The 24,425-nt window shown below is 72.4% G+C and carries 26 protein-coding genes; 15 read left to right on the top strand and 11 right to left on the bottom strand.

What is annotated here, in order from left to right; genetic code table 11:
• Positions 1–47: 47 nt before the first annotated feature.
• Complete coding sequence (locus tag ACIF9R_RS23100; RefSeq protein ID WP_399983156.1) at positions 48–482, bottom strand: subtilase-type protease inhibitor; 435 nt, start codon at positions 480–482, stop codon at positions 48–50.
• Between the two features lie 324 nt (positions 483–806).
• On the opposite strand from ACIF9R_RS23100, the gene ACIF9R_RS23095 reads away from it, so the two are divergent.
• Positions 807–1,364 (top strand): hypothetical protein, encoded by a 558-nt coding sequence (locus tag ACIF9R_RS23095; protein ID WP_399983154.1) that lies wholly within the window; start codon positions 807–809, stop codon positions 1,362–1,364.
• Between the two features lie 35 nt (positions 1,365–1,399).
• Entirely contained in the window at positions 1,400–2,095 is a 696-nt protein-coding gene (locus tag ACIF9R_RS23090) for an alpha/beta fold hydrolase (RefSeq protein WP_399983151.1), read from the top strand.
• Positions 2,096–2,254: 159 nt separating this feature from the next.
• Here ACIF9R_RS23090 and ACIF9R_RS23085 read toward each other — a convergent pair whose 3' ends face one another.
• From ACIF9R_RS23085 to ACIF9R_RS23070, 4 genes are all read right to left on the bottom strand, one after another.
• Positions 2,255–3,895: an RICIN domain-containing protein gene (locus ACIF9R_RS23085; protein ID WP_399983148.1), complete on the bottom strand. Its 1,641-nt coding sequence runs from the start codon at positions 3,893–3,895 to the stop codon at positions 2,255–2,257.
• A gap of 476 nt (positions 3,896–4,371) precedes the next feature.
• The gene (locus ACIF9R_RS23080; RefSeq protein ID WP_399983145.1) at positions 4,372–4,749 is read right to left on the bottom strand and encodes a toxin Doc; all 378 of its coding nucleotides are present in this window, start codon (positions 4,747–4,749) and stop codon (positions 4,372–4,374) included.
• A gap of 3 nt (positions 4,750–4,752) precedes the next feature.
• Positions 4,753–4,998, bottom strand: coding sequence for a hypothetical protein (locus ACIF9R_RS23075; protein ID WP_399983142.1), 246 nt, complete (start codon positions 4,996–4,998; stop codon positions 4,753–4,755).
• Positions 4,999–5,153: 155 nt separating this feature from the next.
• Positions 5,154–7,397 (bottom strand): glycoside hydrolase family 9 protein, encoded by a 2,244-nt coding sequence (locus ACIF9R_RS23070; RefSeq protein ID WP_399983140.1) that lies wholly within the window; start codon positions 7,395–7,397, stop codon positions 5,154–5,156.
• A gap of 214 nt (positions 7,398–7,611) precedes the next feature.
• Here ACIF9R_RS23070 and ACIF9R_RS23065 point away from each other — a divergent pair, with 214 nt between their 5' ends.
• Entirely contained in the window at positions 7,612–9,984 is a 2,373-nt protein-coding gene (locus ACIF9R_RS23065) for a SpoIIE family protein phosphatase (RefSeq protein WP_399983138.1), read from the top strand.
• A 222-nt stretch (positions 9,985–10,206) separates the two neighbouring features.
• Here the strand turns inward: ACIF9R_RS23065 and ACIF9R_RS23060 are convergent, their stop codons facing one another.
• On the bottom strand, positions 10,207–10,731 hold the full coding sequence (locus tag ACIF9R_RS23060) for a flavoprotein (RefSeq protein WP_399983136.1): 525 nt from the start codon (positions 10,729–10,731) through the stop codon (positions 10,207–10,209).
• Positions 10,732–10,898: 167 nt separating this feature from the next.
• On the opposite strand from ACIF9R_RS23060, the gene ACIF9R_RS23055 reads away from it, so the two are divergent.
• Together ACIF9R_RS23055 and ACIF9R_RS23050 are read left to right on the top strand one after the other, a co-directional pair.
• Complete coding sequence (locus ACIF9R_RS23055) at positions 10,899–11,531, top strand: LysE family transporter (protein ID WP_399983134.1); 633 nt, start codon at positions 10,899–10,901, stop codon at positions 11,529–11,531.
• Between the two features lie 93 nt (positions 11,532–11,624).
• Positions 11,625–12,074: a nitroreductase family deazaflavin-dependent oxidoreductase gene (locus tag ACIF9R_RS23050; RefSeq protein ID WP_399983131.1), complete on the top strand. Its 450-nt coding sequence runs from the start codon at positions 11,625–11,627 to the stop codon at positions 12,072–12,074.
• Positions 12,075–12,156: 82 nt separating this feature from the next.
• On the opposite strand, the gene ACIF9R_RS23045 is transcribed toward ACIF9R_RS23050, so the two are convergent.
• On the bottom strand, positions 12,157–13,086 hold the full coding sequence (locus ACIF9R_RS23045) for a cation diffusion facilitator family transporter (RefSeq protein WP_399983411.1): 930 nt from the start codon (positions 13,084–13,086) through the stop codon (positions 12,157–12,159).
• A 155-nt stretch (positions 13,087–13,241) separates the two neighbouring features.
• On the opposite strand from ACIF9R_RS23045, the gene ACIF9R_RS23040 reads away from it, so the two are divergent.
• Positions 13,242–13,787: a hypothetical protein gene (locus ACIF9R_RS23040; RefSeq protein WP_399983129.1), complete on the top strand. Its 546-nt coding sequence runs from the start codon at positions 13,242–13,244 to the stop codon at positions 13,785–13,787.
• Positions 13,788–13,872: 85 nt separating this feature from the next.
• Positions 13,873–14,178: a DUF4235 domain-containing protein gene (locus tag ACIF9R_RS23035; protein WP_399983127.1), complete on the top strand. Its 306-nt coding sequence runs from the start codon at positions 13,873–13,875 to the stop codon at positions 14,176–14,178.
• A gap of 9 nt (positions 14,179–14,187) precedes the next feature.
• On the opposite strand, the gene ACIF9R_RS23030 is transcribed toward ACIF9R_RS23035, so the two are convergent.
• Positions 14,188–14,580: a VOC family protein gene (locus ACIF9R_RS23030; protein ID WP_399983124.1), complete on the bottom strand. Its 393-nt coding sequence runs from the start codon at positions 14,578–14,580 to the stop codon at positions 14,188–14,190.
• A gap of 246 nt (positions 14,581–14,826) precedes the next feature.
• On the opposite strand from ACIF9R_RS23030, the gene ACIF9R_RS23025 reads away from it, so the two are divergent.
• From ACIF9R_RS23025 to ACIF9R_RS23015, 3 genes are all read left to right on the top strand, one after another.
• Positions 14,827–15,219: an anti-sigma factor antagonist gene (locus ACIF9R_RS23025; protein ID WP_399983122.1), complete on the top strand. Its 393-nt coding sequence runs from the start codon at positions 14,827–14,829 to the stop codon at positions 15,217–15,219.
• Between the two features lie 145 nt (positions 15,220–15,364).
• On the top strand, positions 15,365–16,027 hold the full coding sequence (locus ACIF9R_RS23020) for a DUF4230 domain-containing protein (RefSeq protein ID WP_399983120.1): 663 nt from the start codon (positions 15,365–15,367) through the stop codon (positions 16,025–16,027).
• Between the two features lie 59 nt (positions 16,028–16,086).
• Positions 16,087–16,563: a VanZ family protein gene (locus tag ACIF9R_RS23015; RefSeq protein WP_399983117.1), complete on the top strand. Its 477-nt coding sequence runs from the start codon at positions 16,087–16,089 to the stop codon at positions 16,561–16,563.
• Positions 16,564–16,627: 64 nt separating this feature from the next.
• On the opposite strand, the gene ACIF9R_RS23010 is transcribed toward ACIF9R_RS23015, so the two are convergent.
• Positions 16,628–16,903, bottom strand: a complete 276-nt coding sequence (locus tag ACIF9R_RS23010; RefSeq protein WP_399983115.1) for a hypothetical protein — start codon at positions 16,901–16,903, stop codon at positions 16,628–16,630.
• 146 nt (positions 16,904–17,049) lie between these two features.
• Between ACIF9R_RS23010 and ACIF9R_RS23005 the strand changes: the two genes are divergently transcribed.
• From ACIF9R_RS23005 to ACIF9R_RS22990, 4 genes are all read left to right on the top strand, one after another.
• The gene (locus ACIF9R_RS23005) at positions 17,050–18,090 is read left to right on the top strand and encodes a PHP domain-containing protein (protein WP_399983112.1); all 1,041 of its coding nucleotides are present in this window, start codon (positions 17,050–17,052) and stop codon (positions 18,088–18,090) included.
• A 630-nt stretch (positions 18,091–18,720) separates the two neighbouring features.
• Positions 18,721–18,993, top strand: a complete 273-nt coding sequence (locus ACIF9R_RS23000) for a hypothetical protein (protein WP_399983110.1) — start codon at positions 18,721–18,723, stop codon at positions 18,991–18,993.
• Between the two features lie 144 nt (positions 18,994–19,137).
• Positions 19,138–19,626 (top strand): FBP domain-containing protein, encoded by a 489-nt coding sequence (locus ACIF9R_RS22995; RefSeq protein ID WP_399983107.1) that lies wholly within the window; start codon positions 19,138–19,140, stop codon positions 19,624–19,626.
• An 82-nt stretch (positions 19,627–19,708) separates the two neighbouring features.
• Positions 19,709–20,959 carry an aromatic acid exporter family protein gene (locus ACIF9R_RS22990; protein ID WP_399983104.1) on the top strand — a complete coding sequence of 417 codons (1,251 nt, stop codon included), beginning with the start codon at positions 19,709–19,711 and terminating at the stop codon, positions 20,957–20,959.
• Positions 20,960–21,039: 80 nt separating this feature from the next.
• Here ACIF9R_RS22990 and ACIF9R_RS22985 read toward each other — a convergent pair whose 3' ends face one another.
• Both ACIF9R_RS22985 and ACIF9R_RS22980 read right to left on the bottom strand, forming a co-directional pair.
• Positions 21,040–21,774, bottom strand: coding sequence for a DUF2470 domain-containing protein (locus tag ACIF9R_RS22985; protein ID WP_399983101.1), 735 nt, complete (start codon positions 21,772–21,774; stop codon positions 21,040–21,042).
• A gap of 88 nt (positions 21,775–21,862) precedes the next feature.
• On the bottom strand, positions 21,863–22,471 hold the full coding sequence (locus tag ACIF9R_RS22980; protein WP_399983098.1) for a TetR/AcrR family transcriptional regulator: 609 nt from the start codon (positions 22,469–22,471) through the stop codon (positions 21,863–21,865).
• Positions 22,472–22,581: 110 nt separating this feature from the next.
• Here ACIF9R_RS22980 and ACIF9R_RS22975 point away from each other — a divergent pair, with 110 nt between their 5' ends.
• The gene (locus tag ACIF9R_RS22975; RefSeq protein WP_399983096.1) at positions 22,582–24,087 is read left to right on the top strand and encodes a cytochrome P450; all 1,506 of its coding nucleotides are present in this window, start codon (positions 22,582–22,584) and stop codon (positions 24,085–24,087) included.
• Positions 24,088–24,425: the final 338 nt, after the last annotated feature.

Genomic DNA, 24,425 nt, shown 5'->3' with positions numbered 1-24,425 from the left:
AGATCTGCGGGCCGCCGCGCAGTCACGGGAACCGTGCGATCCCGGTCTCAGAACGCGAAGACGCTCGAACCGTGAGCGCTCATCACGCACGCGTTGGGAAAGATCCGCTCGTGGGAGACGCGCTGCCCCTGCCACACCCCGTCGACGGTGACGAGCACCGGGTCGTACTGCTGGGTGCAGAAGACGCCGTCCCTCATCGTCAGCGCGTCGAAGTCGCCGCTGACGCCGTTCAGGTCCGCGCAGGCGGAGGCCGCGGCCGGGTGGGTGCCCGAGGGACCGGGGGCGCAGGTCAGGGTGACCGCGCGTTCCGGCGTGACGGTGGCCGCGCTGTCGCCGTGACCCACGGTGAGAACCAGGGCCGAGGGGGCGTAGAGCGCGGACGGGGCATCTCCCGGAGCGGCGAGCGCGGCCCCGGCCAGGGGTGCGCAGACGGCTGCGGCCGTGAGGCCGAGGAGGGTGGCCCAGCGCGCGGTGTTCCGCATTGTGTGCATCCTTCCGCTTCTTTTCGTCGGGTCGCCGGCCCGTGCTCGGTGGTGCCGGACCGGCGTGCCGGAGTCTGCCGAGTCCGCGCCGGAAACTCACATCGGATGTGCAGATTCAGGTAACATTGCGTGTTGAATCAGTGGCGTGAAGTGACGTCATGCGAGCGGCTCGCCCCGGCAACCGGGGGGCCGCCGCAGAGGCGAAGTGGCCAGATGGCCGAATACCCGTCGCTCATTAATCGGCCTGAAACATTCCGATTCCGCTGCCGGCAGACCGCTCCTCGACCTCTTGCGTTCATGAAGGGTGCGCGTAATGGTCATTACATGATTACGAGCGAGCAGCGAGAGCAACTGCGGGGCTGGTTCGCGGGCCGGCTCCCCGACGATCTCTTCGAGGAACTGGCCGAACTCACGGTCGACCGCGAGGAGATCACGGTGATCGGCCGTATCCCCGGCCCCGGGCCGGACGCGGACGCCTCGCCGGCCGCACGGGAGGCGGCGGTCGAGGGCCGGATCCAGGAGTTCCGGGAGCGCACCCGCGAGGACCGGATGGCGGTGGCCCGGGACGCCGAGCGCCGCTTCGGCCGGAAGGTCTCCTGGGGCGTGGAGTGCGGCACCCACCGCGCCCTGTTCACCCATGTCGCCGCCCCCGTCATGACCCGGCTGCGCCAGCCGGAGCGCCAGGTCCTCGACACCCTCATCGCGGGCGGGGTGGCCCGCAGCCGCAGTGAGGCGCTGGCCTGGTGCGTGCGCCTGGTCCAGCGGCACACCGACGACTGGCTGACCGAGCTGCGCGAGTCGCTGGAACACGTCCGGCGGGTGCGGGACCGGGGGCCGGACGGCGAACCGCGGGAGGAGGAGCCCGCGGCCGACGGCGACTGAACGGCATTGTCAGTGGCCTCCGTTACGGTGCGGGCATGACTCGATTCGTGTTGGTGGCCGGTGCGTGGCTCGGAGCGTGGGCGTGGGACGAGGTGGCCGCCGAACTGCGCGCGGCGGGCGCCGAGGTCCACCCCCTGACACTGTCCGGCCTCGCCGAGAAGCAGGGCGCGCCCGCCGGGCCGCAGACGCATGTCCAGGACATCGTGGGCGAGGTGGAGCGCCTCGGCCTGCGCGACGTCGTCCTCGTGGGGCACAGCTACGCCGGCCTTCCCGTCGGCCAGGCCGCCGAGCGGATCGGGGACCGGCTGCGGCGGGTGGTGTTCGTCGACGCCGGCGTGCCGGTCGACGGGGAATCGTTCCTCGCGGGCTGGCCCAGCGACCACGTCCGGCGGGCGATCGAGCACCACGACGGCTTCTGGCCCCCGGCAGGCCCGGACGACTACGCGGGCCAGGGGCTGACGGACGACCAGATAGCGCGCATCGTCGGCGGATCGACCCCGCATCCCGGTGCCACGCTCACGGAACCCGCCGTCCTCGACCGGCCGGTCGCCGAACTGCCGGCGACGTACGTCAAGTGTCTGCTGGACGGTGACGAGCCCCCGTCCGCCGCGGCGGAGCCGCTGAAGAGCGGCCGCTGGGAGCTGGTCACCCTGGACACCGGGCACTGGCCGATGTTCTCCCGGCCGCGGGAGCTGGCCCGGGTCCTGTACGAGGCGGCCGCCGGTCGCTGAACTCCCGGCCGTCCGCGCTGGACGCGCCCCGCGCATACCGGCCAGTATGCGTCGGGACGGCACGGCTCGAGAGACCGACGAACCGCGGGCCCGGCACCCGTCGCACGCGGCCGGCCGGAGCGGAGCCCCCTCAGTGGGCACCGTCCCGGCCGTGTGCGGTCACGCCAGGGATTCGGGGAGCTTGGCGTGGCGGGCCGACGGGGTGTCCGTTCCCGTGATGGAGAAGGAGTCCGCGGCGCGTACGGGTTCGGCCGCCCAGCGCTGGTTCACCGTCCGGTCTCGCACCTTGACGACGATGTCGGCGTTCGCGTCGGAGGTGGCGGGGGTGAGGGTCAGCTGCTCGTCCCAGCGGGGCAGCAGCTCGCCCTGGAAGGTGAGGTCGTAGCGCACGTCGTCACGGCGGGCGTCGTCGGCGTCGGCACAGGTGCCCAGGACGACGACACCGGCGTCCTTGTGGGAGTCCAGGCACAGACCGGGGTCCGCCACGCTGCGCAGCAGCCCGTCGTCCTCGTACGTCCACTGCTGGGTCCATCCCGAGGTGCACTCCGCCAGCCGCGTGCCCGAACCGTCCTGCGGCACGCCCCGGGTGTCGAGGCAGAGACCGGAGGCGACGTTGCGCAGCCGTGTGCGCCCCGGCGCACTGGGGAGTCCTGCGGCGCCGGGCGGTGACGCGGACGGCACGGCGGCGCGACCGCCCACCGCGCCGGTGGCGCCCGTCGGGTCGGCCCCGCCTCCGTCCGGTGAGGAGGACCCGGCGATGAGCACACTCACCAGCACTCCGGCGGACACCGCGCCGATACCGGTGAGCAGGGTCCTGGTGGAGCGCACCGGGTCCGGGAGCACGATGCCGGTGAGGCGGTCGGGAACGGGGATCCGGGACAGCAGACGGTGCCGGCCACCGCCGGACTGCCCGTCTCCGCCACGGTGCCGGCGGCGGGCGGTCCGGCCGCCGCCGACACCTCCCGACGCGCGCCCGGGGCGTGAGTCGAGATAGCGCCGGGCGCCCCACCCCAGCACAGCCTCGGCGATCAGCGTCCCCAGCCCGCCCTCGAAGTGGCCCAGTTGTTCGGCGGCGTGCCGGCAGTAGCGGCACTCCGCCAGATGCTGTCGGACGTCCGGCAGCAGCGCGCCGCCCCGGCGGATGGGGACGTCGAGGAGCCGGTTGTAGAAGCCGCAGTCCTTCGACGGCGCGAGTTCCAGATGGGCCTGGACAAGACCCTGACGGAATTTGTCCCGTGCCTGTTCAAGTGCGCCGGACGCGACGTCGGGATCCATGCCCAGCAGACCGGCGGGTACGGAAATCGGTTCGGCCTCGACCTCGACATGCCAGAGCAAACAGCGCGCGAGTGCGGGTAGGGACCGGAATGCCCGTTGAGCCAGTGTGCGGTTTTCCGGAGTCATGGTCGTCGCCGCGCGCATGCCGCGGCCGCCGGCCGGTTTCTGCAGCCCCGGCAGAACTCCGGCTATTCGGTCGTCGGCGGCCCACTCCCGGACGGTGTCCCGCACCGCGACCAGCAGGACCGGCCGGAGCGCGACGGCCGATTCGCCGACGGCGACCCGGTCCAGGACACGGTGCAGGGCGGCCGCGGTGACCATGGCGGCCGTCTGTCCCGACGAGGCGAGGCAGACGGCCGCGTACTCCTGCATCGGCCCCCAGTGCCGAGCCGTCAGCAGTGCGACGGAATGGGCTGCCTCGCCTTCCGGGCGGCCCCGCAACCGCGCGGCGAGGGCCTCGTCGGATTCCCCGGGGTCCCCGCCCGGTGGCGGACAGGGAGGTCGAGAGGGGTGGGGGGTGTGCACTGAGATGATTCCTTCCCACAGCGCATGTGACATTCGAGCGTTCCCGACGCCGAAAAAGGAAACCCGATTGGTATATACCTCTTTGGCGTGGCGCGGGGGGCGTGAATTCACCGGCGGCGAATCCGATCCGGTTCACCAACTCGCGTGCGTCCCCGGCCTATACCCCCTCACAGGTGGCTCACTCTCGCACAACCGGCACGCGGCCAACAAGGCGGTCGGGCAACATCCGCACGTTGACAGAAAGTCAAAAGTCACGGTGGCTCCCGGCCCTCACCCCGGCTTTCGATCCGGGTTTTCCCGCGGTTCACATCCGGGGTGCCATACGTGAAGGCGGCCGCTCATGCGCGCGCTCGCCGGACGCGTTCCGCGCCCGCGCGAAGTCCGGGCTCCCGTCGGCTTCCCGCGCACGCTCCCCGCGCACGCCGGGGCGCGGCCCACTGGTCAGACGAGGGCGCCCGCCACCCCGCCGCGCGGTCTCAGATCTGCCAGGAGCGCAGCCGGTCGGCCGCGGCGTAGACATCGGCGTCGCCGGAGATCAGGTCCCGCGCGAGATCGACCAGGGCGCCGTAGGGCGGGTCGATGCCGACCCCGCTGACGAACATGTAGGCCACGGCCGTGGAACAGGCGAAGCGGGCGTTGGCCGAGGGCAGTGGCCGGAGCACGGCCAGGGTGTGCAGCAGGGCGGCCGCCCGCCAGGCCGCGTCGGAGTTCACACCCAGCCGGGGCGGGTCCACGCGATGCCGGGCGACGGCAGCGACCAGGGCGGAGAAGTCGCTGACGGTGGGCTGGTCCGGAAGGACCTCCTCGTGCCGCTGGAGCAGCCAGGGCACGTCGATGTGGAGCACGGGTGCCATCGCTCAGGCGGCCCGTCCCTCACCCTTGACGGGAGGTTCGTCGTCGGGGAAGGCGGCGGCGAACTCGTCCTTGTGGGAGGCGAAGAACCGGCGGAAGGCTTCCGCGCCCTCCTGCAGGGCGCGATGACGGGCTATGTCCGCCGCGGCCGCCTCCCGCACGAGCGCCTTCATGGACGTACCGCGTTCCTTGGCGATCTGCCGCAGGTCCTCGAGCTCGCGGTCGCTGAACTCCACGTTGAGAGCTGGCATGCCTTCACGGTACCGCTCGGGTACTTACGCGTAAATACCCACAGGTCAAGGCGTACACGCAGGGGTACCGCAGCACGGAAGCCCGCTGTGAGGCGGGTCACATCGGCCGGTCCTCGGGCCGGCGGCCGTGCGGTCGCCGGCCCGAGGAACCGCTCTCAGCCCTGATCGGCCACGAAGGAGGCCATCCGGGTCAGTGCGGCGTTCCAGTTGATCGTGTGCTCGTTGGTCGACCACGACTGGATGTCGTCGATGAAGCAGAACTGACCGACGCAGCCCTGGAGCTTCGACTGGGCGAAGGGATCCTGGATGCTGGAGTTCGGTCCGCCGGAGAGCGTGCCGGCGGGCGGGTTCGGCAGGTCGGCGTCGAGCTGACGGGCGTACCAGCGGCTGTGCTGGTTCTGCGCGTGGACCTCTCCGTAGCCGGTGACGTACGAGATGTTCAGGGCGTTGCGGCCCAGGATGTAGTCCATGCTCTGCAGCGCGCCGTCCCGGTACTTCGCGGCGCCGGTGAGGTCGTAGGCGGTGGCCAGGACGACCGCGTTGTTGAGCACCTGGTGGCTGGAGCCCCAGTCGTAGACGTGGTCGGCCGGTGCGTACGGCATGCCGTACGGGTGGGCCTTCAGCGTCGCCAGGTAGCGGTCGGCGCCCTGGATCACGGAACGGCGGACCTTGTCCCTGCCGGGCAGCCCGTTCGGCACGGTCGCGAGGTCGAGTCGGCCGGCCGCCGCGGTACGCGACCAGTCGAAGCCGAGCGGACCGAAGATGTCGGCGGTGTGCACCGGGGAGTTCAGCACGTACTCCCTGAACTGCCGCTCCCTCGTGGTGAGGTACAGCTCCGCGGCCGCCCAGTAGAACTCGTCGGACACCGTGTCGTCGGGGTAGGCGCCGCCGCCGATGCCGTCGTCCGGGTCGGCCAGCAGGTCCGGGTGGGCGAGGGCGGCCGTCCACGCCTTGCGCGCGGCCGCCAGCGCCGTGGCCGCGAACTCCTTGTCGTAGGAGCGGTACAGGCGTGCCGCCTGGGCCGCCGTGGCCGCGAGGTTCAGGGTGGCCGCGGTGGTCGGCGGGTGCAGTTCCCGTTTCTGCGGGTCGTCGCTGGGCAGCAGCGGCAGCCCGGTCCACTGTTCGTCGTGGATCTTGTGGTGGGCCATGCCCGCCAGCGGCTCACCCTCGGGGACCTGCATCTTCAGCAGGAACTCCAGTTCCCAGCGGGCCTCGTCGAGGATGTCCGGGACCTTGTTGCCGCTCTCCGGGATGTTCAGCGTGCCGTCCCCGAGCCGGTCCGCGTCGCCGGTGCGTGCGTGCCGGGCGCGTTCGTAGGTGCTGAGCACCTCCCAGGTGCTGATGCCGCCGTTCACGACGTACTTGCCGTGGTCCCCGGCGTCGTACCAGCCGCCGGTGACATCGAGGGTGTAGTCGCACTCGCCCGGCCGGCAGGGCACCGCGCCGTCGCCCTGGTTCGGGGCCACGTCCACGTGTCCGGCCGGGCGGCCGTAACCGGGACGCAGGTCGTCGCGGATCTCCGTGCCGCTGCGCTGGGTGTAGTAGTACTTCGCCGAATCCAGCCGCAGCCGCTCGTAGGCGTCCGCGCCGATGTCGAAGGGCCGGCTGGTCTCGCCGTCCACGGCCAGGGTGTAGCCGGCCCCGCGGCCCCGGTAGGAGCCGAAGTCGAGGGAGTGGACGTTCTGCCCGGAGGAGCCGTCCACGCCACGCGGGACGGTCCAGCCCTTGCGGACCACCCGGCCGTCGTCGTCCTTCAGCTTCCAGGGCAGCCGCGCGTCCGCCTCCGTGACCAGGGTGGCGTTCTTCGGTCCTGAGGGCAGGTAGCCGACCTGGTTCACCCGGACGCGTGGGCCGGTGTCGGGCTCGTACGGTTCGGGGGCGACCCCGCCGAGCAGGGACACGTCGTCCACGCAGAACCGCCAGGGGTCCGCGCTGCCGCCGAGCTGGAAGCCGACCTGCCCCGTACTGGTGTCGACCGGTGAAGTGAAGGTGTACGAGTAGGTGTCTCCGGAGACGCTGAGCTGCGGGGAGACCTCGTAGTAGGTGTCGTACGGCTCCACCTGCAGGCCGACGATCGCGCGCACGGCGTGCCCGGCGGGCGACCCGTCCGCGCTGAAGGAGAAGCGGTACGACTCCCCCTGCACCAGGGTGATGTCGTTCTGGCCGACGGCCGCGTCCCAGCGGTTGGTGGTGCCGCCGGGGACGTCGGCGCACAGCCGCCCCTCCGACGCGCCCGCCGTGACGTTGGCGGAGGCCCACCAGGAGGCGGTGCCGTCGTCGAAGGTTCCGTTGCGCACCTGCTCGACCTCGTCGGCCCCGGCCGGGGCGGCGGGCAGCGTGGTGAGGGCGGTCGCCAGCAGGCCGGTCAGGGACAGCAGAGCGGTTCTGCGTCTGTTCACGTCTGGGCTCCTCTGGGGAGGTTTATGGGAGCGCTCCCATCTCCGTACCCGGACCATGGTTGTGGCAGGTGTGACGGTCCGTCAACGGTTGGGACAGGACTGGTGAAGGTCGGCCCCGGGGACAGGTTCGCGTTCACGTGGCGCCCGGACGCACTAGGCTGGAACTCTGGCGATACACCGGTTCACGGTGAGTGTGCGCGATGGAGTGGCGACGATGAGGCCGGACGACCCGTTCGACGATGCCGTGACGGCCCGGGCCGTCATCGCCCCCGACGGCACGCTCGCGCGGTGGAGCGAGGGTGCGCGGCGGCTACTGGGGCACACGGCCGAGGAGGTCGTCGGGCGCCCGGCCGCCGAGCTGCTGGCCCGCGGGGGCCCGCCGCGGCTCCCGGCCGACCGCTGGAGCGGCACCCTCGCGCTGCGCCGCCGCGACGGTGGCACCGTCACCGTGTGGGTGCTCGCCCATCACCGGCAGCCGGACCAAGGCCCCGGGGAATGGCTCGCGGTCACCCCGCTGGCGGCCGCGGAGCACGATCTGCCCGACGATCCCCTGGTCAGGGCGGCCGTGTTCCAGTCACCCTGCGCCACGATGGTCTTCGACGACGCGCTGCGGCTGCGCGGGGTCAACGACGCCATGGCACGGCTCCTCGAACTGCCGGCCGACCAACTGCGCGGGCTGCGGCCCACCGACGTCGGCGGCCGGCCGCAGCACGTCGAGTTCGAGCGGCATCTGGACCAGGTGCTGCGCACCGGCCGGCCGTACGAGATGCAGACGTACATGAAGGCCACCGGCGAGAGCCGCGCGCACGCGTGGATGGCCCGGCTCGCGCCGCTCACCGACCGGGCCCGCCGGGTGCGGGGCGTGTGCGTGACGGCCCACGACTTCACCGAGCAGTACCAGGCACGGGAACGGCTGCAACTGGTCAACGAGGCCAGCATGCGCATCGGCACCACCCTGGACGTCACCCGTACGGCGCAGGAACTGACCGAGGTCTGCGTACCCTCGCTCGCCGACCTCGTCAGCGTCGACCTGCTGGAGCCCGACGAGCCCGGCGGCGAGCCCACCAGCCCGCTGAGCACGCCGGTCTCGCTGCGCCGGGTCGCCCATCACTCCCGCACACCGGGCAGCCCGGAGTCCATCGCCGACGTGGGAGAGGTGGTCGTCTACCCGGCCACCGCGCCCCAGGCCGACTCGCTGATCGCGGGCCACAGCATCATGGCCTCCGTCGCCTCCGGCGACCTCGACCCCTGGCTCGCCCTGGACGAGGCACGGGCCCGGCAGATCCGGGAGCACGGCGTGCACTCCATCCTGTCCGTCCCGCTCCAGGCACGCGGCACCACGCTCGGCATCGCCGCATTCATCCGCTTCAGCCGGCCCGAGGCGTTCACCTACGACGACGTCCTGCTCGCTGAGGAGGTCACGGCGCGCGCCGCCGTCTGCATCGACAACGCCCGCCGCTACTCACGCGAGCGCGAGACCACCCTCGCGCTCCAGCGCAGCCTGCTTCCCCGTACCCTGCCGCGCACGGCCGCCGTGGAGGCGGCCACCCGCTATCTGCCGGCGGCCCGCACCGGGGTGGGCGGAGACTGGTTCGACGTGATCCCGCTGTCCGGGATGCGGGTGGCCATGGTGATCGGGGACGTGGTGGGCCACGGCATCCAGGCGTCCGCGACCATGGGCCGGCTGCGCACCGCGGTACGCACCCTGGCCGACATCGACCTGGCTCCCGACGAACTGCTCACCCACCTCGACGACCTGGTCCACCACCTCTCCCAGGAGTCGGGCGGCGACCCCGGTCACAGCGAGGTCGGCGCGACGTGCCTGTACGCGGTGTACGACCCGGTGTCGCGCCGCTGCACCCTGGCCCGGGCGGGACACCCCGCACCGGTGCTGATCCCGCCGGGCGGCGCGGCCCAGCATCTCGACCTGCCCTCCGGCCCACCGCTGGGCGTGGGCGGACTGCCGTTCGAGTCGGCGGAGCTGGAGCTGCCGGACGAGGCGGTGCTGGCGTTCTACACCGACGGGCTGGTCGAGTCCCCCGGGCGGGACGCCGAGGCCGGGGACGTGCTGTTGCGCGAGGCGCTGTCCGACGCCTCCGGTCCGCTCGACGAGACCTGCGACCGGGTGCTGCAGGCCGTGCTCTCACCGGGTGGCGCGAGTGACGACGTGGCCCTGCTGCTGACCCGTACCCGCGGCCTGCCGTCCGCGCAGGTGGCCACCTGGGACATCCCCGCCGATCCGGCGCTCGTCGCCCCCATCCGCAAGCAGGCCGTCGACCAGCTGGCCGCCTGGGCGCTGACCGAGGCCTCGTTCACCGCGGAGCTGGTGGTGAGCGAGCTGGTGACCAACGCCATCCGGTACGGCGCCCCGCCCATCCGGCTCCGGCTGATCCACGACGCCTCGACGCTGATCTGCGAGGTGTCCGACACCAGCCACACGGCTCCGCATCTGCGCCGGGCCAAGACCTGGGACGAGGGCGGCCGGGGTCTGCTGCTGGTCGCCCAGCTCACCCAGCGCTGGGGCAGCAGACACACGGCCGAGGGCAAGACCATCTGGTCGGAACTGTCCCTGGTGGACGAGATGTGACGTCCGGACGGGCGAAGGCTGCTCTGCTCACGGGCTGAGGCCTCTCTTCTCGTGGCTCCCCCGGACGAACCGCACCCGCCGCACACCCGGCAGCGGGCCGCGGGGCCGGTGGTGGCCGCCGTCCGCGCGGGCGGGTGCGCCGGTGGACGGCGCCGCCGGTGGACGGCGCCACCCACCCGGAGCCCTGCCGGCGGGAGGAGCGTACGTGTACGCGGGTGCGCGTCAGTCCCGTCGGAGCAGGTCCAGTGCCTTCTCCCAGCCGAACTCCGGCCGCCCACCGTCCTGTTCCGCCTCGCCCGCGTACGGATCACCGAAGCGCACGCCCATGCCGCGCAGCCGGGTGAGGCTGTCCCGGTAGGCGGGATGGGCGGTCAGCGCGTCGGCGACGCACGGCAGGACGGCGATCGGCACCCCGAGGCCGGCGGCCTCGCACAGGGTGCCGAGGGCGAGGGTGTCCGCGATACCGGCCGCCCACTTGTTGACGGTGTTGAAGGTGGCCGGCGCAACCACCACGGCGTCGGGGGCGGGGAAGGGGCGCGGCTCCGCCGGGGAGCGCCAGGCCGACCTGATCGGGCGGCCGGTCCGGGTCTCGACTGCGGCGGTGTCGAAGAAGCCGTTCATGGCGGCCGGTGTCGCGATGACACCGACCTCCCAGTTCCGTTCCTGCGCGCGGGTGATCAGCCTGCTGACGTCCGCGGCGACACCGGCGGCGCAGACCACGACGTAGAGGAAGGGCTTGTCGGTCACGCGCGAACCCTACTCGCCGGCGGAAATCGATTGACCTTCCCGGAGAGCGGGCGTCAGGATCCCGCCATGAGCACCCGTTCCTTCCCGATGCCGCTGTCCGTCACCGCGCCCGCCGCGGGCCGACAGCAGCGGTCCGGCCCCCGGGAAGGACCGACACCGCCGCGCTCATGACGACGGCCCTGCTCGCGGGACTGCTCGCCGGCTACGGCATCGCGATCCCGGTGGGTGCCGTCGGTACGTACCTCGTCTCGCTGACCGCCCGCACCTCCGCGCGCACCGGGGTCTGCGCGGCACTCGGCGTCGCCACGGCCGACGGACTGTACGCCCTCGCCGCCACGCTGGGCGGATCCGCGCTCGCGGCGGCACTGCGGCCGGTCCTCGACCCGCTGCGGTGGGTGTGCGTGCTGGTGCTGCTGGCGCTGGCCGCGTGGGGCACGGTCACCGCCGTACGGCGGTACCGGGGGCACCGGCTCGCCACCCGCGCCGAGGACGCGCCGCCGAGTCCCGCACGGGCCTACGCGGCGCTGCTCGGTATCACCCTGCTCAACCCCACCACCGTGATCTACTTCACGGCGCTGGTGCTCGGTTCGCGGAGCGGGGAGACGGCCGGAGTGCCGGAGCGGACCGTGTTCGTGGTGGCGGCCTTCGCCGCCTCCGCGAGCTGGCAGCTGCTGCTCGCCGGGGGCGGCGCACTGCTGGGCCGGGCGCTGACCGGCCGCCGGGGACGGCTGCTGACCGCGCTGGCGGCCGGCGGCGTGATGACGGCGCTCGCGCTGCGGATGGCGGGGGCGCCCGGCTAGGACGGATTTCCGGTTCGGACGGACTTCGTGTGCGAGGGTGTTACGGGAGTGATCGACTCGGCCTCAGTACGCGAGAACGACGGGACGGATGCCATGCCTCTGCAAGGCGAGTACGAACCCAGCCCCACGCAATGGGTGCGCGAACAGGTGGAGCTGTACGAGAGTTCCGGTGGCACGGAGGGGACGACCCTGCGGCAGACGGGGCAGCCCGTCGTCGTGCTGACCAGCCGGGGCTCCAAGAGCGGCAAACTGCGCAAGACCCCCGTGATGCGGGTCGAACACGAGGGTCGCTACGCGGCGGTGGCCTCGCTGGGCGGAGCCCCCCAGCACCCGGTCTGGTACCACAATCTCAAGGCCGACCCGCGGGTCGAGCTCCAGGACGGGCCGTCCAAGTGGGACATGACGGCCCGTGAGGTCACCGGCGAGGAGAAGGCGGAGTGGTGGAAACGCGCCGTCGCGGCCTTCCCCATGTACGCCGAGTACCAGGAGAAGACGGACCGTGAGATCCCCGTCTTCGTGCTGGAACGGAACGATCGGGACTGAGAGACGCAAATCCGGCGGCCCGGCGGCGGCGAGAATTTCTCGCCGCGGGCGCATGAAGCCCGGCCCGCCGGGCATCCGTGGTTCAGGCCCCGCCGCGTTCCCCCGTCGCGGCGGGGCTTTCCCATGCCTCCCGCGCCTCCGGGGAGCCCCGCTCGGTGACGTCGAGGAAGATCTGCTCCGCCTCGGGGAAGGTGCGGGCGATGGACCGTTTGATGCGTACCGCGACCTCCTCCACCCGCTCGCTGTCCAGTCCGGGCATCAGATCGACGCGGGCGGCCACCAGCACGCTGTCCAGTCCGGTCTTCATGGTGAAGAGTGCCTCCACGCTGTCGATCTCGGGCTGCGCCCGCAACAGCTCCCGGATGCGCCCGCTCGCCTCCGGGTCGGCGGCCTCGCCGATCAGCTGGTCACGGGCCTCGCTCCCGAGCCGGTAGGCGACGTAGACCAGCAGTGCGCCGATGGCGAGGGAGGCTGACGCCTCCCACACCACCCGCCCGGTGATCATGTGCAGCGCCATGCCCCCGATGGCCAGGGTGACGCCGACCACCGCGGTGCCGTCCTCGGCGACCACCGTGCGCAGCGCCGGATCGCGCAGTCCGCTGCCCGGACCGCCCTGCCGGCGCACCTGGTACAGGGCGCGCAGCAGGGAGCCGCCCTCGGCGAGCAGGGCGACGCCGAGCACGACCAGTCCGGCGACATAGCCGTTCAGGTCCCGCTCGCTCCCGTTCCTGAGCGCCTCGACGCCCTGGTAGAAGGAGAAGCAGCCACCCATCACGAAGATCCCGACGGCCGCGAGCAGCGACCAGAAGAACCTCTCCTTGCCGTAGCCGAAGGGGTGACGGCGGTCGGCGGGGCGCCGGCTGCGCCGCAGCGCGGCCAGCAGGAACACTTCGTTCAGACTGTCGGCGACGGAGTGCGCCGCTTCCGACAGCAGTGCGGGGGAGGCCGCGGCCAGTCCGCCGATGGCCTTGGCGACGGCGATCACCAGATTGGCGGCGAGTGCCACCAGCACGGTGATCCGGGTTCTGCGATCCGATCGAGTACTCACCCTCGGCCGATTGCCCCGGTCGGCCCAGGCCATACCGTGCCGTCGGCGGAAAACGGGGAACGCGGTCACAGGGACATCCGGACGGCGATGGACCTCCCTACGGCGACAAGGAGAGCATCATGGGCCCCGACGACGGGGGCGGCGGCAACAGTTCGTACGGCAGGGTGAAGTTCACGAGGTCGAAGGCCCACTTCGCGGACCGGATCACCGCGGACGGCCGGGACGGCCGTCCGGTGGAGGCGGGACGCTACCGGCTCGTCGTGAGCCGGGCCTGTCCGTGGGCGAGCAGGGCCCTGGTGTCCCGGCGGCTGCTCGGTCTCGAGGAAGGCATCCGGTATCCGAGCGAGGCGTACGACCGGCGCGAGACGGACTACCCGCGCGGGGTGAGTGTGCCGGCGATCGTGGACGTGCCCAGCGGGAAACTGGTCACCAACGACTACCAGCAGATCGCCCTGGACCTCGCCACGGAGTGGACGGCCCTGCACCGCGAGGGGGCGCCCTACCTGTATCCACGGGCGCGCCGCGAGGAGATCGACGCGACCCGACCCGTCCGGCTGGACCGCGCCCATCACCGTGAGGAACTGGGCGGGCGGCCGTTCGGGGACGGCTCACCGCCGGCGCCGGTGCGGGCCGGCGAGGAGGTCCCCGCGCGCGGCCGCCCGTGACCGGCCCGGCCCCGCCCCCCCCCAGAGACCCACCACCTCACGACCCATCCACCGACAAGAACCGAAACCGACCTGGGAGATCCACGTGGCGAAGAAGAACAAGAAGGCGAAGATGCCCCTCGCGTACAAGCCCATCGGGTTCGCGCTGGGCTGGACGAGCGGCACCGTGGCGGGGATGGCCTTCCAGAAGACCTGGAAGGTGATCCGGCAGGAGGACAACGCGCCGGACGCGCTGGACCGGGACCGCCGCTGGGGCGAGATCCTGCTGGCCGCGGCCATCCAGGGCGCCATCTTCGCGGTGGTGCGCAGTGCCGTGGACCGTGCGGGCGCCAAGGCGATCGAACGCTCCACGGGCACCTGGCCGGTCCCGGACAAGGGCGGCCGCGACTGACCGGGCCGGTCAGCCCTGCTTCGGTGCCGTCGGAATGCCCCGGCGGACGGTGAAGGAGTGGCCCGCCGGGTCGGCGTAACCGCGCACATCCGTGGGCCTCGCGGGGTCGCCCGTCTCCGTCGGGCGGCCCCCGAGGCCCACGATCAGGCGCTCCGCCGCGTCCAGGTCCTCCACCACGAACTCCAGGTGGGCCTGGAGGGAGTTCTCCGGGCGGGGCCAGCTGGGCGCGGTGACGTTGGCATCGCGTCGCAGCGCCAGACGGAAGCCGTCGGCGGCCCGGATCTCCACCCGGTTGGCGTTGGACCCGACCTCGTCGGCCTCCAGCAACTCCTTGTAGAACGCGGCGAGTTTCTCGGGCTCTGCGCAGTCGAGCACGACCACACCCGTCGTCACCAGTGCCATGTCTCCTCCGGGGTCCCGGCGCGGGGCGCTCCTGCCCCGCCCTGTACGTGACACCTGTCCCGCCTCGCCGGTTTCAGTCGGCCCGCCGGCACGGAAGAGACTTGAAAGAACTCGGTCGCAATTCGAAGACATATGTCAATCGAACATGCTCAAATTCACTCGACCGAAGGTAACTTGCAGGGCAGGAACCGGTGTTGGGCCGGTTCCCTTCCCCGTTGCACGGAGCAAGCTGGAGGCGATGGCGTCGTGCGGTACGAACCGGCACCGCTGACCCGGCATCTGCGCGTCCGCCGGGACCGGGGACACACGGTGCTGGAATTCCGCGGTGAGATCGACATCGCCGCGGCCGCGGAGATGCTCCCGCATCTGGACCTGGCGACCGCGGAACCGGACGCCCGGATCGTGATCGACCTGACGCAGGTCGAGTTCTTCGACTGCTCCGGACTCCGCCTGCTGTACCGCGCCCGGCACCGGATCACGGACGGAGCCGGCAGCCTGCGCCTCGTCTGCGCCCACCCGCTGACCCTGCGCATGCTCCGCATCACCGGCCTGTCCCGTCTGCTGCCCCCGTGGCCGACGCTGGACGCGGCCCTGGAGGCGGACCTGGAGCAACCGGAATCCGCCTCCGGGCCGCCCTGAGGCGCCTCGGCCCACCAGTGACTCCGCGGCCGGGCGCCCCGCAGTGCGCCCCCTGCGTGCTCCCGATGCGGCCGTCGGCTCCCAACTTCCCTGTCTGTTCCCGGAACTGAGGGGCATCCGAACGTCAGGAAGGAGGGCCGTCGCCATGACGACTCCCGTGAGGAAGCCGACCGGCCGTGTTCCCGGATGGGTGAAGGTGGTCGGCTCGGTGGTGTTGCTGCTGGCCGTCCTGTTCGCCGGCATCCGGATGAGCGTGCTGCCGGGACTGAAGGACCTGTTCGGCACCGAGACCCAGGACCGCTCCGGACCCGCGCTCCTGGAATCCATCCAGGACATCAGCCGCTACGACGCCGCCTCGGGCAACTTCCAGGTCGTCGTGGACCTGGAGAAGGACGCCAGGTTCCTGCCCGACGCGATCCGCGGCAGCCGCACGCTGTACGTGGGCGCGGGCACCGTGGACTCCTATGTCGACCTCGGCTCGCTGGACGACGGCGACGTACGGGTCGACGACGAGCGGACGTCCGCCACCCTGCGACTCCCCCACGCGCGCCTGGGCACACCGGCATTGGACCCCGAGCGCTCCTACGCGGTCTCCAAGCAGCGTGGGCTGCTCGACCGTCTCGGCGACCTCTTCTCCGACAACCCGGGCGGCGAACAGGCCGTGCAGAAGCTCGCGGTGCGGCACATCGGTGACGCGGCGAAGGAGAGCGGACTCACCGCCCGCGCCGAGGCCAACACCCCGGACATGCTCGAAGGCCTGCTGCGCTCCCTGGGCTTCGAGAAGGTGCGGGTCACCTACGGCGACTGACGGCGCCAACCGAGGGTAACCGGCTTACTCCAAGCGGAAGTTGACAACAGGAGGACAGAATGGCCCGCGCCGCCGCACGTCCGCTCCCACTGCCCCTGCGGCTGCTGGTGCTGCTGTGCGCCCTCGTCTTCATGGTCGTCTTCGCGGTGGTGCTGGCCCGGCTCACCCTGCAGCCCTCCCCCGCCTCGGAGGCCCTGACCCACACCAATCTGCGTCCGGGCCGCTCCCTGCGGGCCTATCTCGACCAGCCCGCGCTGCGCGACGCCGTGCGCCAGATCGGCGGCAACATCCTGCTCGGCGTGCCCTTCGGCATCCTCGCGCCGGTCGTCGCGCCGCGCACCCGCGGATTCCTGCGGGTGCTGGTGCTGACAGCCGTGGTGATGCTGCTGGTCGAGGTCGCCCAGGGTCTTCTGGTGACCGGACGCGCCTTCGACATCGACGACGTCATCCTGAACACCGGTGGCGCCCTCCTCGGCTATCTGCTCGTGGGCCGGCGCCTCAGCCGGGCCGTACACGCACGCAAGGCGCAGACCTGACCCGCGGCCCGGCGGACGGCACGCCGGCCGCGCCCTTCGTCGCGGTCCTCGCGGTCGACGGCCCCTAGGGGCGCCTCTCCCGTCCCTCGTGGGCCCGCGCCGTCTGGCGCGGGGTCCAGGTGAACTTGTCACCGCCCACCCAGCGGACCGTGTCCGGGTCGTCCAGGTCGTGGACCGTGATCCCGAACGCGGCGGCGGCTTGCAGCACGTCGGTGAGCGTCCTGGCCTCACCGACCACCTGTCCGTCGATCTCCACGATCCGGAACGGCGGGGTCCCGGGCTGTACCCCGAGCACAATGATCCGCGGGTGCGACATGTACGGGCTCGCGCTTTCGGTCATGTATCGAGAGTAGAGCGCAAACGGCACGAACGGGACAGCCGGGAGCGCCCCGGTCCGGAGTGCGCCGCCGGTCCTCACGCGGTCGCACCCGCTTCCGTCGTGCGGCCGTACCCGCCCTGGGGAACCCTGGGAGCGAGGAGGTGGCGATGGATCCCGTCGAGGCGCTGGAGCGGATCGCCTTCCTGCTGGAGCGGTCCCTGGCCCCCACCTACCGCGTCCGTGCCTTCCGCACCGCCGCGCGGACCCTGTCGGAGCTGGGCGCGGACGAGGTGCGCGAGCGGGCGGCGGCCGGGACGCTCGAGCGGCTCAAAGGGGTCGGGCCGAAGACCGCGCAGGTCGCGCGCGAGGCGCTGGCCGGGGACGTGCCCGGCTATCTGCGCACGCTGGAGGACGAGGCGGGCAAGGAGCCGTCGGACCGGGACGGCCAGCGGTTGCGGGAGCTGCTGCGCGGGGACTGTCATCTGCACTCCGACTGGTCGGACGGCGGCAGCCCGATCGAGGAGATGGGGCGCACCGCCGCGGGGCTCGGACACGAGTGGGCCGTACTGACGGACCACTCGCCCCGGCTGACCGTTGCGCGCGGGCTGTCGGCCGGCCGGCTGCGCGAGCAGCTGGACGTGGTGGCGGAGCTCAACGAGACCTGGGCACCGTTCCGGCTGCTGACCGGAATCGAGTGCGACATCCTCGAGGACGGCTCCCTGGACCAGGAGCCGGAGCTTCTGGACCGGCTGGACGTCGTGGTGGTGTCGGTTCACTCCAAGCTGCGGATGGACGCCCGGTCGATGACCCGCCGCATGGTGGCCGCCGTGCGCGACCCGCACTCCGACGTCCTCGGGCACTGCACCGGACGGCTGCTGACCGGGCGTGGCCGGCCCGCATCGGAGTTCGACGCCGACGAGGTGTTCGCGGCCTGTGTGGAGACCGGCACCGCTCTGGAGATCAACAGCCGGCCCGAGCGGCTCGACCCGCCGCGAGGGTTGCTGCGCCGGGCGGTGGAGGCGGGTGTGCTGTTCTCCATCGACACCGACGCGCACGCGCCGGGCCAGCTGGACTGGGGGATCCTCGGGTGCGCCCGCGCGCAGGAGTGCGGGGTGCCACCGGAGCGGGTGGTCACCACCTGGTCCGTGGACGAGTTGCTGGCGTGGGCCCGGGAGCGGCAGGTGCCCGCCGGTGTGGCGGGCGGCTGAGGTGGTACCCGTCGGCGGCCTCGACGCGGCTCGCCCGGGGACCGGGCGTGCCGTGTTCGTTCGGCGACGGCGCTCCGGCCCGCACCCGGCCGTCCGCGTGTGACGACCGGGTGCGGAACTCCGGGACCACGCCGGGCGGGGCGCCGCACGCTCGGCCGTCCGGGGCGCGCTGCTCCTCCGGGTGGAGAACCTCCGAGCCGCACTGGACTGCGGGAAGCCGGAGCGGTGACGCACCTCACGCGCGCGGGGGCCGAACCGCGGAACAGCCGGAGGTGGCCGGCCGTTGAAAGGACCGTGGGTGCGGATGGGACAGTGTCCCCGGGCCCTGCCATTCGCCCACAGGGACGATCGTTCGGCTGAAGCCCTGTGGAGCCTTTCGCCGAGAGGCGACCGCCCTCCGTGCCCACCCTCTGTCCGCCCCGGCCGTGATTCCCCCGTCGCGGTCGGGGCTCCCCCTTTTTTTCGACCTCCCCAGTCGCAGGCGGAGGAGTCCCTGCCGGCCATGCGGCAGGGTGCGGGCCGGCGAGGCGGCGGAAACGCCGCGGGGCGCGCCGTGGGCCGAGTGCCGGGTTTGGCGGGCGCTCGGGGAGGTACCCGCAACGGCTCGCGCACGGATGAAGGGAGAGGGACGTGACCGACCACCGCCTCGAAGGACCCGGTGAGAACGGGGCCGCCGTCCCCCGCGACCTGCCGGACCAGCAGGCCGGCCCCGATGAGGACCCCTGGGAGGTCGCACCGGCCGCCGCGGAACGGGAGAGCGAGAAGCAGGCCCGTGAGTCGGGCGAGCCGCGGTCCGGACCCGACGTCCCCGACACGGACGAGGCCGGCACGGGACGCCGGGGCGCCGCCCGGCCGGCGTCCGGCGACCCGGATCAGCCCGTCCCGGACGAGCCCTCGGCGTAGCCGGGGCGCCGTCCCGGCGTCCGGGAAAAACCGTTGGCTCCTCCAGTCACCCGGTCCTTAACCTGAGCCTCCGGACCCGGGTCCCCCGGGTGTCGAAGGGTCCACGGACCAGTACCCCGCAGCAGACGCAGGAGTCGGCCCCCCATGAGAGCGCTCACCGAGCAGGACATCCGCACGTCGTTCATCAACTGCTCCAAGGGGGAGGCCAAGCGGCTGACCGTGCCGCGGGAGCTGGAATCACGCCCGTGGGACGACCTCGACTTCCTCGGCTGGTGTGATCCCGGCGCACCCGACCGCAGCTACCTCGTCGTCGAGCGGGAGGACCGTCTCGTCGGCGTGACCATGCGGTTCCAGCCCGCCCGGCGCGGCTTCCTGCACCGCAGCATGTGCTCCCTGTGCCTGACGACGCACCCGCGCGGCGGTGTCGCCCTGATGACGGCGCCCAAGGCGGGCACGGCCGGCCGCGAGGGCAACTCGGTCGGTGCCTACATGTGCACCGACCTCGCCTGTTCGCTCTATCTGCGCGGCAGTAAGGTCTCGGAGTCCGGTCCCCGTGTGGAGGAGAGCCTCACCCTGGAGGAGCAGATCGACCGCATGCGCGGCAATCTGTTCGCCTTCCTCGACACGTTGTAGGTCCCGCCGCGTGTGTGCTCCGTGGGGCTGCCGTCGCTCCTGAACACGTTCGACGCGTCCGGGGAAGGGGAACCGTCCGAGGATGCAAGCCGTACGGGAGATGACCGCGCCGGCCGTTCGCTTCGTCAAGCGGCGCCGGGACCCCGTGGCCGTGCAGACGCTGCGGTCGGCCGCCGCGGCCACGGTCGCGTACGTCATCGCGCTGCGGCTCAGCCCGGAGGCCGCCCCGCTCACCGCACCCCTGACCGCACTGCTCGTCGTCCAGGTCACCCTGTACTCCACGCTCACCACCGGGCTGCGCCGGGTGAACTCCGTGGTGACCGGGGTCGTCCTGGCGATCCTCTTCAGCCTGCTGGTGGGTCTGACCTGGTGGAGCCTGGGTCTGCTCATTCTGTCGTCGCTGATCGTCGGCCATCTGGTGCGGGTGGACGAGTTCGTCCCCGAGGTGGCGATCAGCGCGATGCTGGTGCTCGGGGTGACGACCCACGGGGACACCGCCTGGGCCCGGATCGTGGAGACGCTGATCGGAGCGGTCGTCGGGATGGGGTTCAACCTGCTGCTGGCCCCGCCGGTGTGGGTGGAGGAGGCCGGGGAGTCGATCGAGGAGCTGGCGCGGCGTGTACGGCAGCTGATGCTGCGGATCGGCGAGGAGGCCGCGGAGGGCCCGCCCGCGGAGCGTGCGGCGGCCCGGCTGCACGAGGCGCGTCGCCTGGACCACGACATCTCCGAGGTGGACGCGGACCTCCGGCAGGCCGAGGACAGCCTCCGGCTCAATCCGCGGGTGCGCGAGGGACTGCTGCACCGGATCGTGCTGCGCACCGGCCTGGACACACTGGAGATCTGCACGGTGGTCCTGCGGGTACTGGCCCGCACTCTGACCGACCTGTCCAAGGAGCGGGGACCCGGCCGGCTGTTCGCGCCGGAGACAGGTGCCGTCTTCGCACAGTTGCTGTCCGAGATCGCCGACGCCGTGGTCAGTTTCGCGGTCCTGGTGACCACGAGCGTGAGCGCCAGCGCCGAATCCGCGGAGGAGCGGCTCGCCTCCCAGCTGCGGCAGGCGGCCGCCACGCGTGACAGGCTGGCCCAGCTGCTCTTCGAGGAGGCCCGGCGCGACGCGCGTCAGTGGCAGTTGCTGGGCGCGGTACTGACCGAGGTCAACCGCATCCTCGACGAGATGGACACCGAGCACCGCACGCGTCGGCTGTTCGAGGAACTGGACCGCCACTCGCGGGAGCAGCGCGAGCGGCTGCCGTGGCTCACCCGGCTGCGGGACCGGCTCAGTGTCCCGGAGCGGCTGCGCCGTAAGCGTCACGGCACCTCTCCGCGATCCTGAGAGGCGTGCGGGCCCGGTCGGCGCGTCCCGGGTGGCCGGGGACGGCGGTGTCACCGCGCTCCGCGCGCGAGCCGTTCGCCTCAGCCGTCGCCGTCCGTGCGCTGCCGCTGCCGCTGCGGCGCACGGGGGCAGGTGGCGGCGCTCGCCTGCGAGAGCAGTACATGCATCCGTTCGGCGAGCGCGGCGACGTCGTCGGCGGGCGCGTGGAAGGGCAGTCGTACGTCACCGCCCACGCGGACGCGTTCGATGCGCAGGGTCAGTCCGTGCCGGTCGACGGCGAGCGGCTGGACGCGGACCGCGCCGTGCAGGCTGCTCATGCCGACGAGGCGGGTGAGCCGTTCGACCGCGTCGGGATGGCAGTCGGCGAGGTGGGTCAGCAACCGGGCCTCGGCGGTGGCCAGCGGGTCGGGCGCACCGGTCGCGAAGTCGTCGAGGTCCACGAGTACCGGGCCGGACGCCTGACGGAGCACCACCCGCGTCGGCTGAAAGGCGAGACGGCCGTCCCGGACGGAGAACCAGCCGGCGAGCCACAACCGGGCGCGGATCCGGTCGCGCACCGGAACGGGAGCGACATCGGCGAACTCCAGCACGGCGGACGGCTCGCCGCGGGGCGCGCAGACCGCGGCGGTGAGCAGGGCGCTGTCCTCGGGCACGTCCAGCAGTACCCGTCCGTCCTCGGTCACGGTGTGCGCGCCGACGAACTCCTCGCGACCGCCGCCCGCGGTCACCGCGCAGGACCATGCGGCGGCGAGCACGGAGCGGGCCCGCTCCGCCGCGCTCGGCGCGGCCGTCCAGCCGTGCGTGTCGTCACCCATCCCGAACCCTCCTCTTAGGTAAGCCTTGCCTAACTTACCGAAGATCGGGGCGCGCGCCAACCAGCCCGCGTGATCGGTACGAGATCCCTCAGGGCGTGAGCACGCCGAGCAGCGCTCGTGCGCACAGGTCGCGCACCTGCTCACGGCTCAGCTCCGAGCCGCGCAGCCACTCCAGACAGACCGCGGTGGTGAAGGCCAGCCAGCCGCGCACCGCGAGCCGGGTGTCCGGCCGCTCCTCGATGACCGGACCGAACTCGGGGTCCGCCGCGAGCGCCGCCAGGATCTGCCGCTCCTGCGCGGCCAGCGCGCGGCGGTAGACCCGGCGCACCGCCTGGTCCCCTGTCGCGTCGGCCCGATGAAAGGCCCGGTAGCCGTGCGCATGCACCTGGACGTGCTCCAGATACGCGTCGAGGCCCGCGGTGAGCTGCTCCCGTACCGGAACACCGGGGGCCGCCGCCGTCATCCGCAGCATCCGCTCGCTCTCGCGCTCCACCACCGCCGCGAAGAAGTCCCGCTTGGTCGGGAAGTAGTGGTACAGCAGCCCTCTCGACACCCCGGCGATCTCGGCGACCCGCTCGATCCACACATCGTCGTAGGCGCTCTCGGAGAACAACCGCGCACCGACCGACAGAAGCTGCTCCCTGCGCTCCTCGGTGCTGAGCCGGCGGCGTGTGCGCCCGCCCTGGTTCACGGCCATTCCCGCACCTTACTTGACGCCGGTTCAACAACAGGCACAGACTGGGGCGGCGTTATTGAACTCGCGTACAACAGGCCGTACTCGCTCGCCGGGTCGAAGGAGGTCGCGTCATGGCGGAGACGATGACACGGGCCGGACTGCCGAAGGGGTTCCGCAGCGCCGAACAGGGCTGGCCCGAGCTGCACCGCATACCCCACCCGCCGTACCGCCTGCCACTGCTCGGCGACCTCGTCGGCGCCGGCCGTCGCACACCGCTGCAGGACTCGCTGAAGTACGCCCGCGCGCTGGGGCCGATCTTCCGGCGGAACGCCTTCGGCAAGGAGTTCGTGTTCACCTGGGGCGCCGGGCTGGTGGCCGACCTGGCCGACGAGTCCCGGTTCGCCAAGCACGTCGGCCTCGGCGTCGCCAATCTGCGGCCGGTCGCCGGTGACGGCCTGTTCACCGCCTACAACCACGAGCCCAACTGGCAGTTGGCGCACGACGTACTGGCCCCCGGGTTCAGCCGTGAGGCGATGGCCGGGTACCACCCGCTGATGCTGGCCGTGGCGGAGCGGCTGACGGAACACTGGGACCGCGCGGCGGCCGGGGGCCGGACGGTGGACGTGCCCGGTGACATGACCAGACTGACGCTGGAGACGATCGCGCGGACCGGGTTCGGGCACGACTTCGGTTCCTTCGAGCGCGCCCGGCCGCACCCGTTCGTCACGGCGATGGTCGGCACGCTCACCTACGCCCAGCGGCTGAACAGCGTTCCCGCGCCGCTGGCTCCGCTGCTGATGCGCCGTGCGAGCCGCCGTAACGCGGCGGACATCGCGCACCTCAACCGTATCGTCGACGAGGTGGTGCGCCTTCGGCGCGCCGGCGGGGACGGCGGAGGCGACGGGGACCTGCTGGACCGGATGCTGGACACCGCGCATCCGGAGACCGGGGAGCGGCTGTCACCCGAGAACGTCCGCCGCCAGGTCATCACCTTCCTGATCGCCGGGCACGAGACCACCTCGGGTGCGCTGTCGTTCGCGCTGCACTATCTGTCCCGTGAGCCCGAGGTCGCGGCCCGGGCCCGCGCCGAGGTGGACCGCGTCTGGGGCGACGCGGCGGTTCCCGGCTATGAGCAGGTCGCCAAGCTGCGGTACGTGCGCCGGGTCCTGGACGAGTCGCTGCGGCTGTGGCCGACGGCGCCCGCCTATGCCCGGGAGGCGACGCGGGACACGGTGCTGGCCGGGGACCATCCCATGCGCCGGGGCGCGTGGACCCTGGTGCTCACCCCGATGCTGCACCGGGACCCGGAGGTGTGGGGCACCGAGGCCGAACGGTTCGACCCGGACCGTTTCGACGTACGGGCCGTTAGGGCCCGTCCGCCGCACACCTTCAAACCCTTCGGGACGGGCGCGCGGGCGTGCATCGGGCGGCAGTTCGCTCTGCACGAGGCGACGCTGGTCCTCGGCCTGCTCCTGCGCCGCTACGAACTGCGGCCCGATCCCGCCTACCGCCTGCGGGTGACCGAACGGCTGACCCTGATGCCGGAGGGACTGCGGCTGCGCCCGGAACGCCGGAGCGCGACGCGTCGAGCGGTGCCGGATTCCGTCGGCGGGGACGACAACGAGACGAGCTCCTGATCAGCGATCGGGTGGGGCGCCTCCCCGGGACACCACTCTCGTTCACCCGGGTACGCGCCCTCGGACCGATGGGCGCCACCGCCCCGCCCGGTACCTTCGGGCCCGGGGCCGGGCAGCCGCCGGGTTCGCGGGTCCATGGCGGCCGCCGCCATCGCCTGGAACCCGGCCGCCGCACCGGCGAGCGGCGCCCGGCCCCGCGGGCGGGCGCCCGGGGGCGGTGCCCCCGGCGGCCGCCGCCGGCAGGTCTCCGTGTGCGGCGGGGGGGGCAGTGGGGGGCGGGGCGGGTGGGGCCGGCTGTAAAGGCCGGGGTTGCGATTCTCGCCCCTGGGGGCGGTCAA

This window comes from Streptomyces sp. NPDC086080 (assembly GCF_044540255.1).
In the GTDB taxonomy this organism is placed as follows: Bacteria; Actinomycetota; Actinomycetes; order Streptomycetales; family Streptomycetaceae; genus Streptomyces.
The sequence above is the reverse complement of the archived record's forward strand: the minus strand, read 5'-3'. Positions and strand labels throughout refer to the sequence as shown.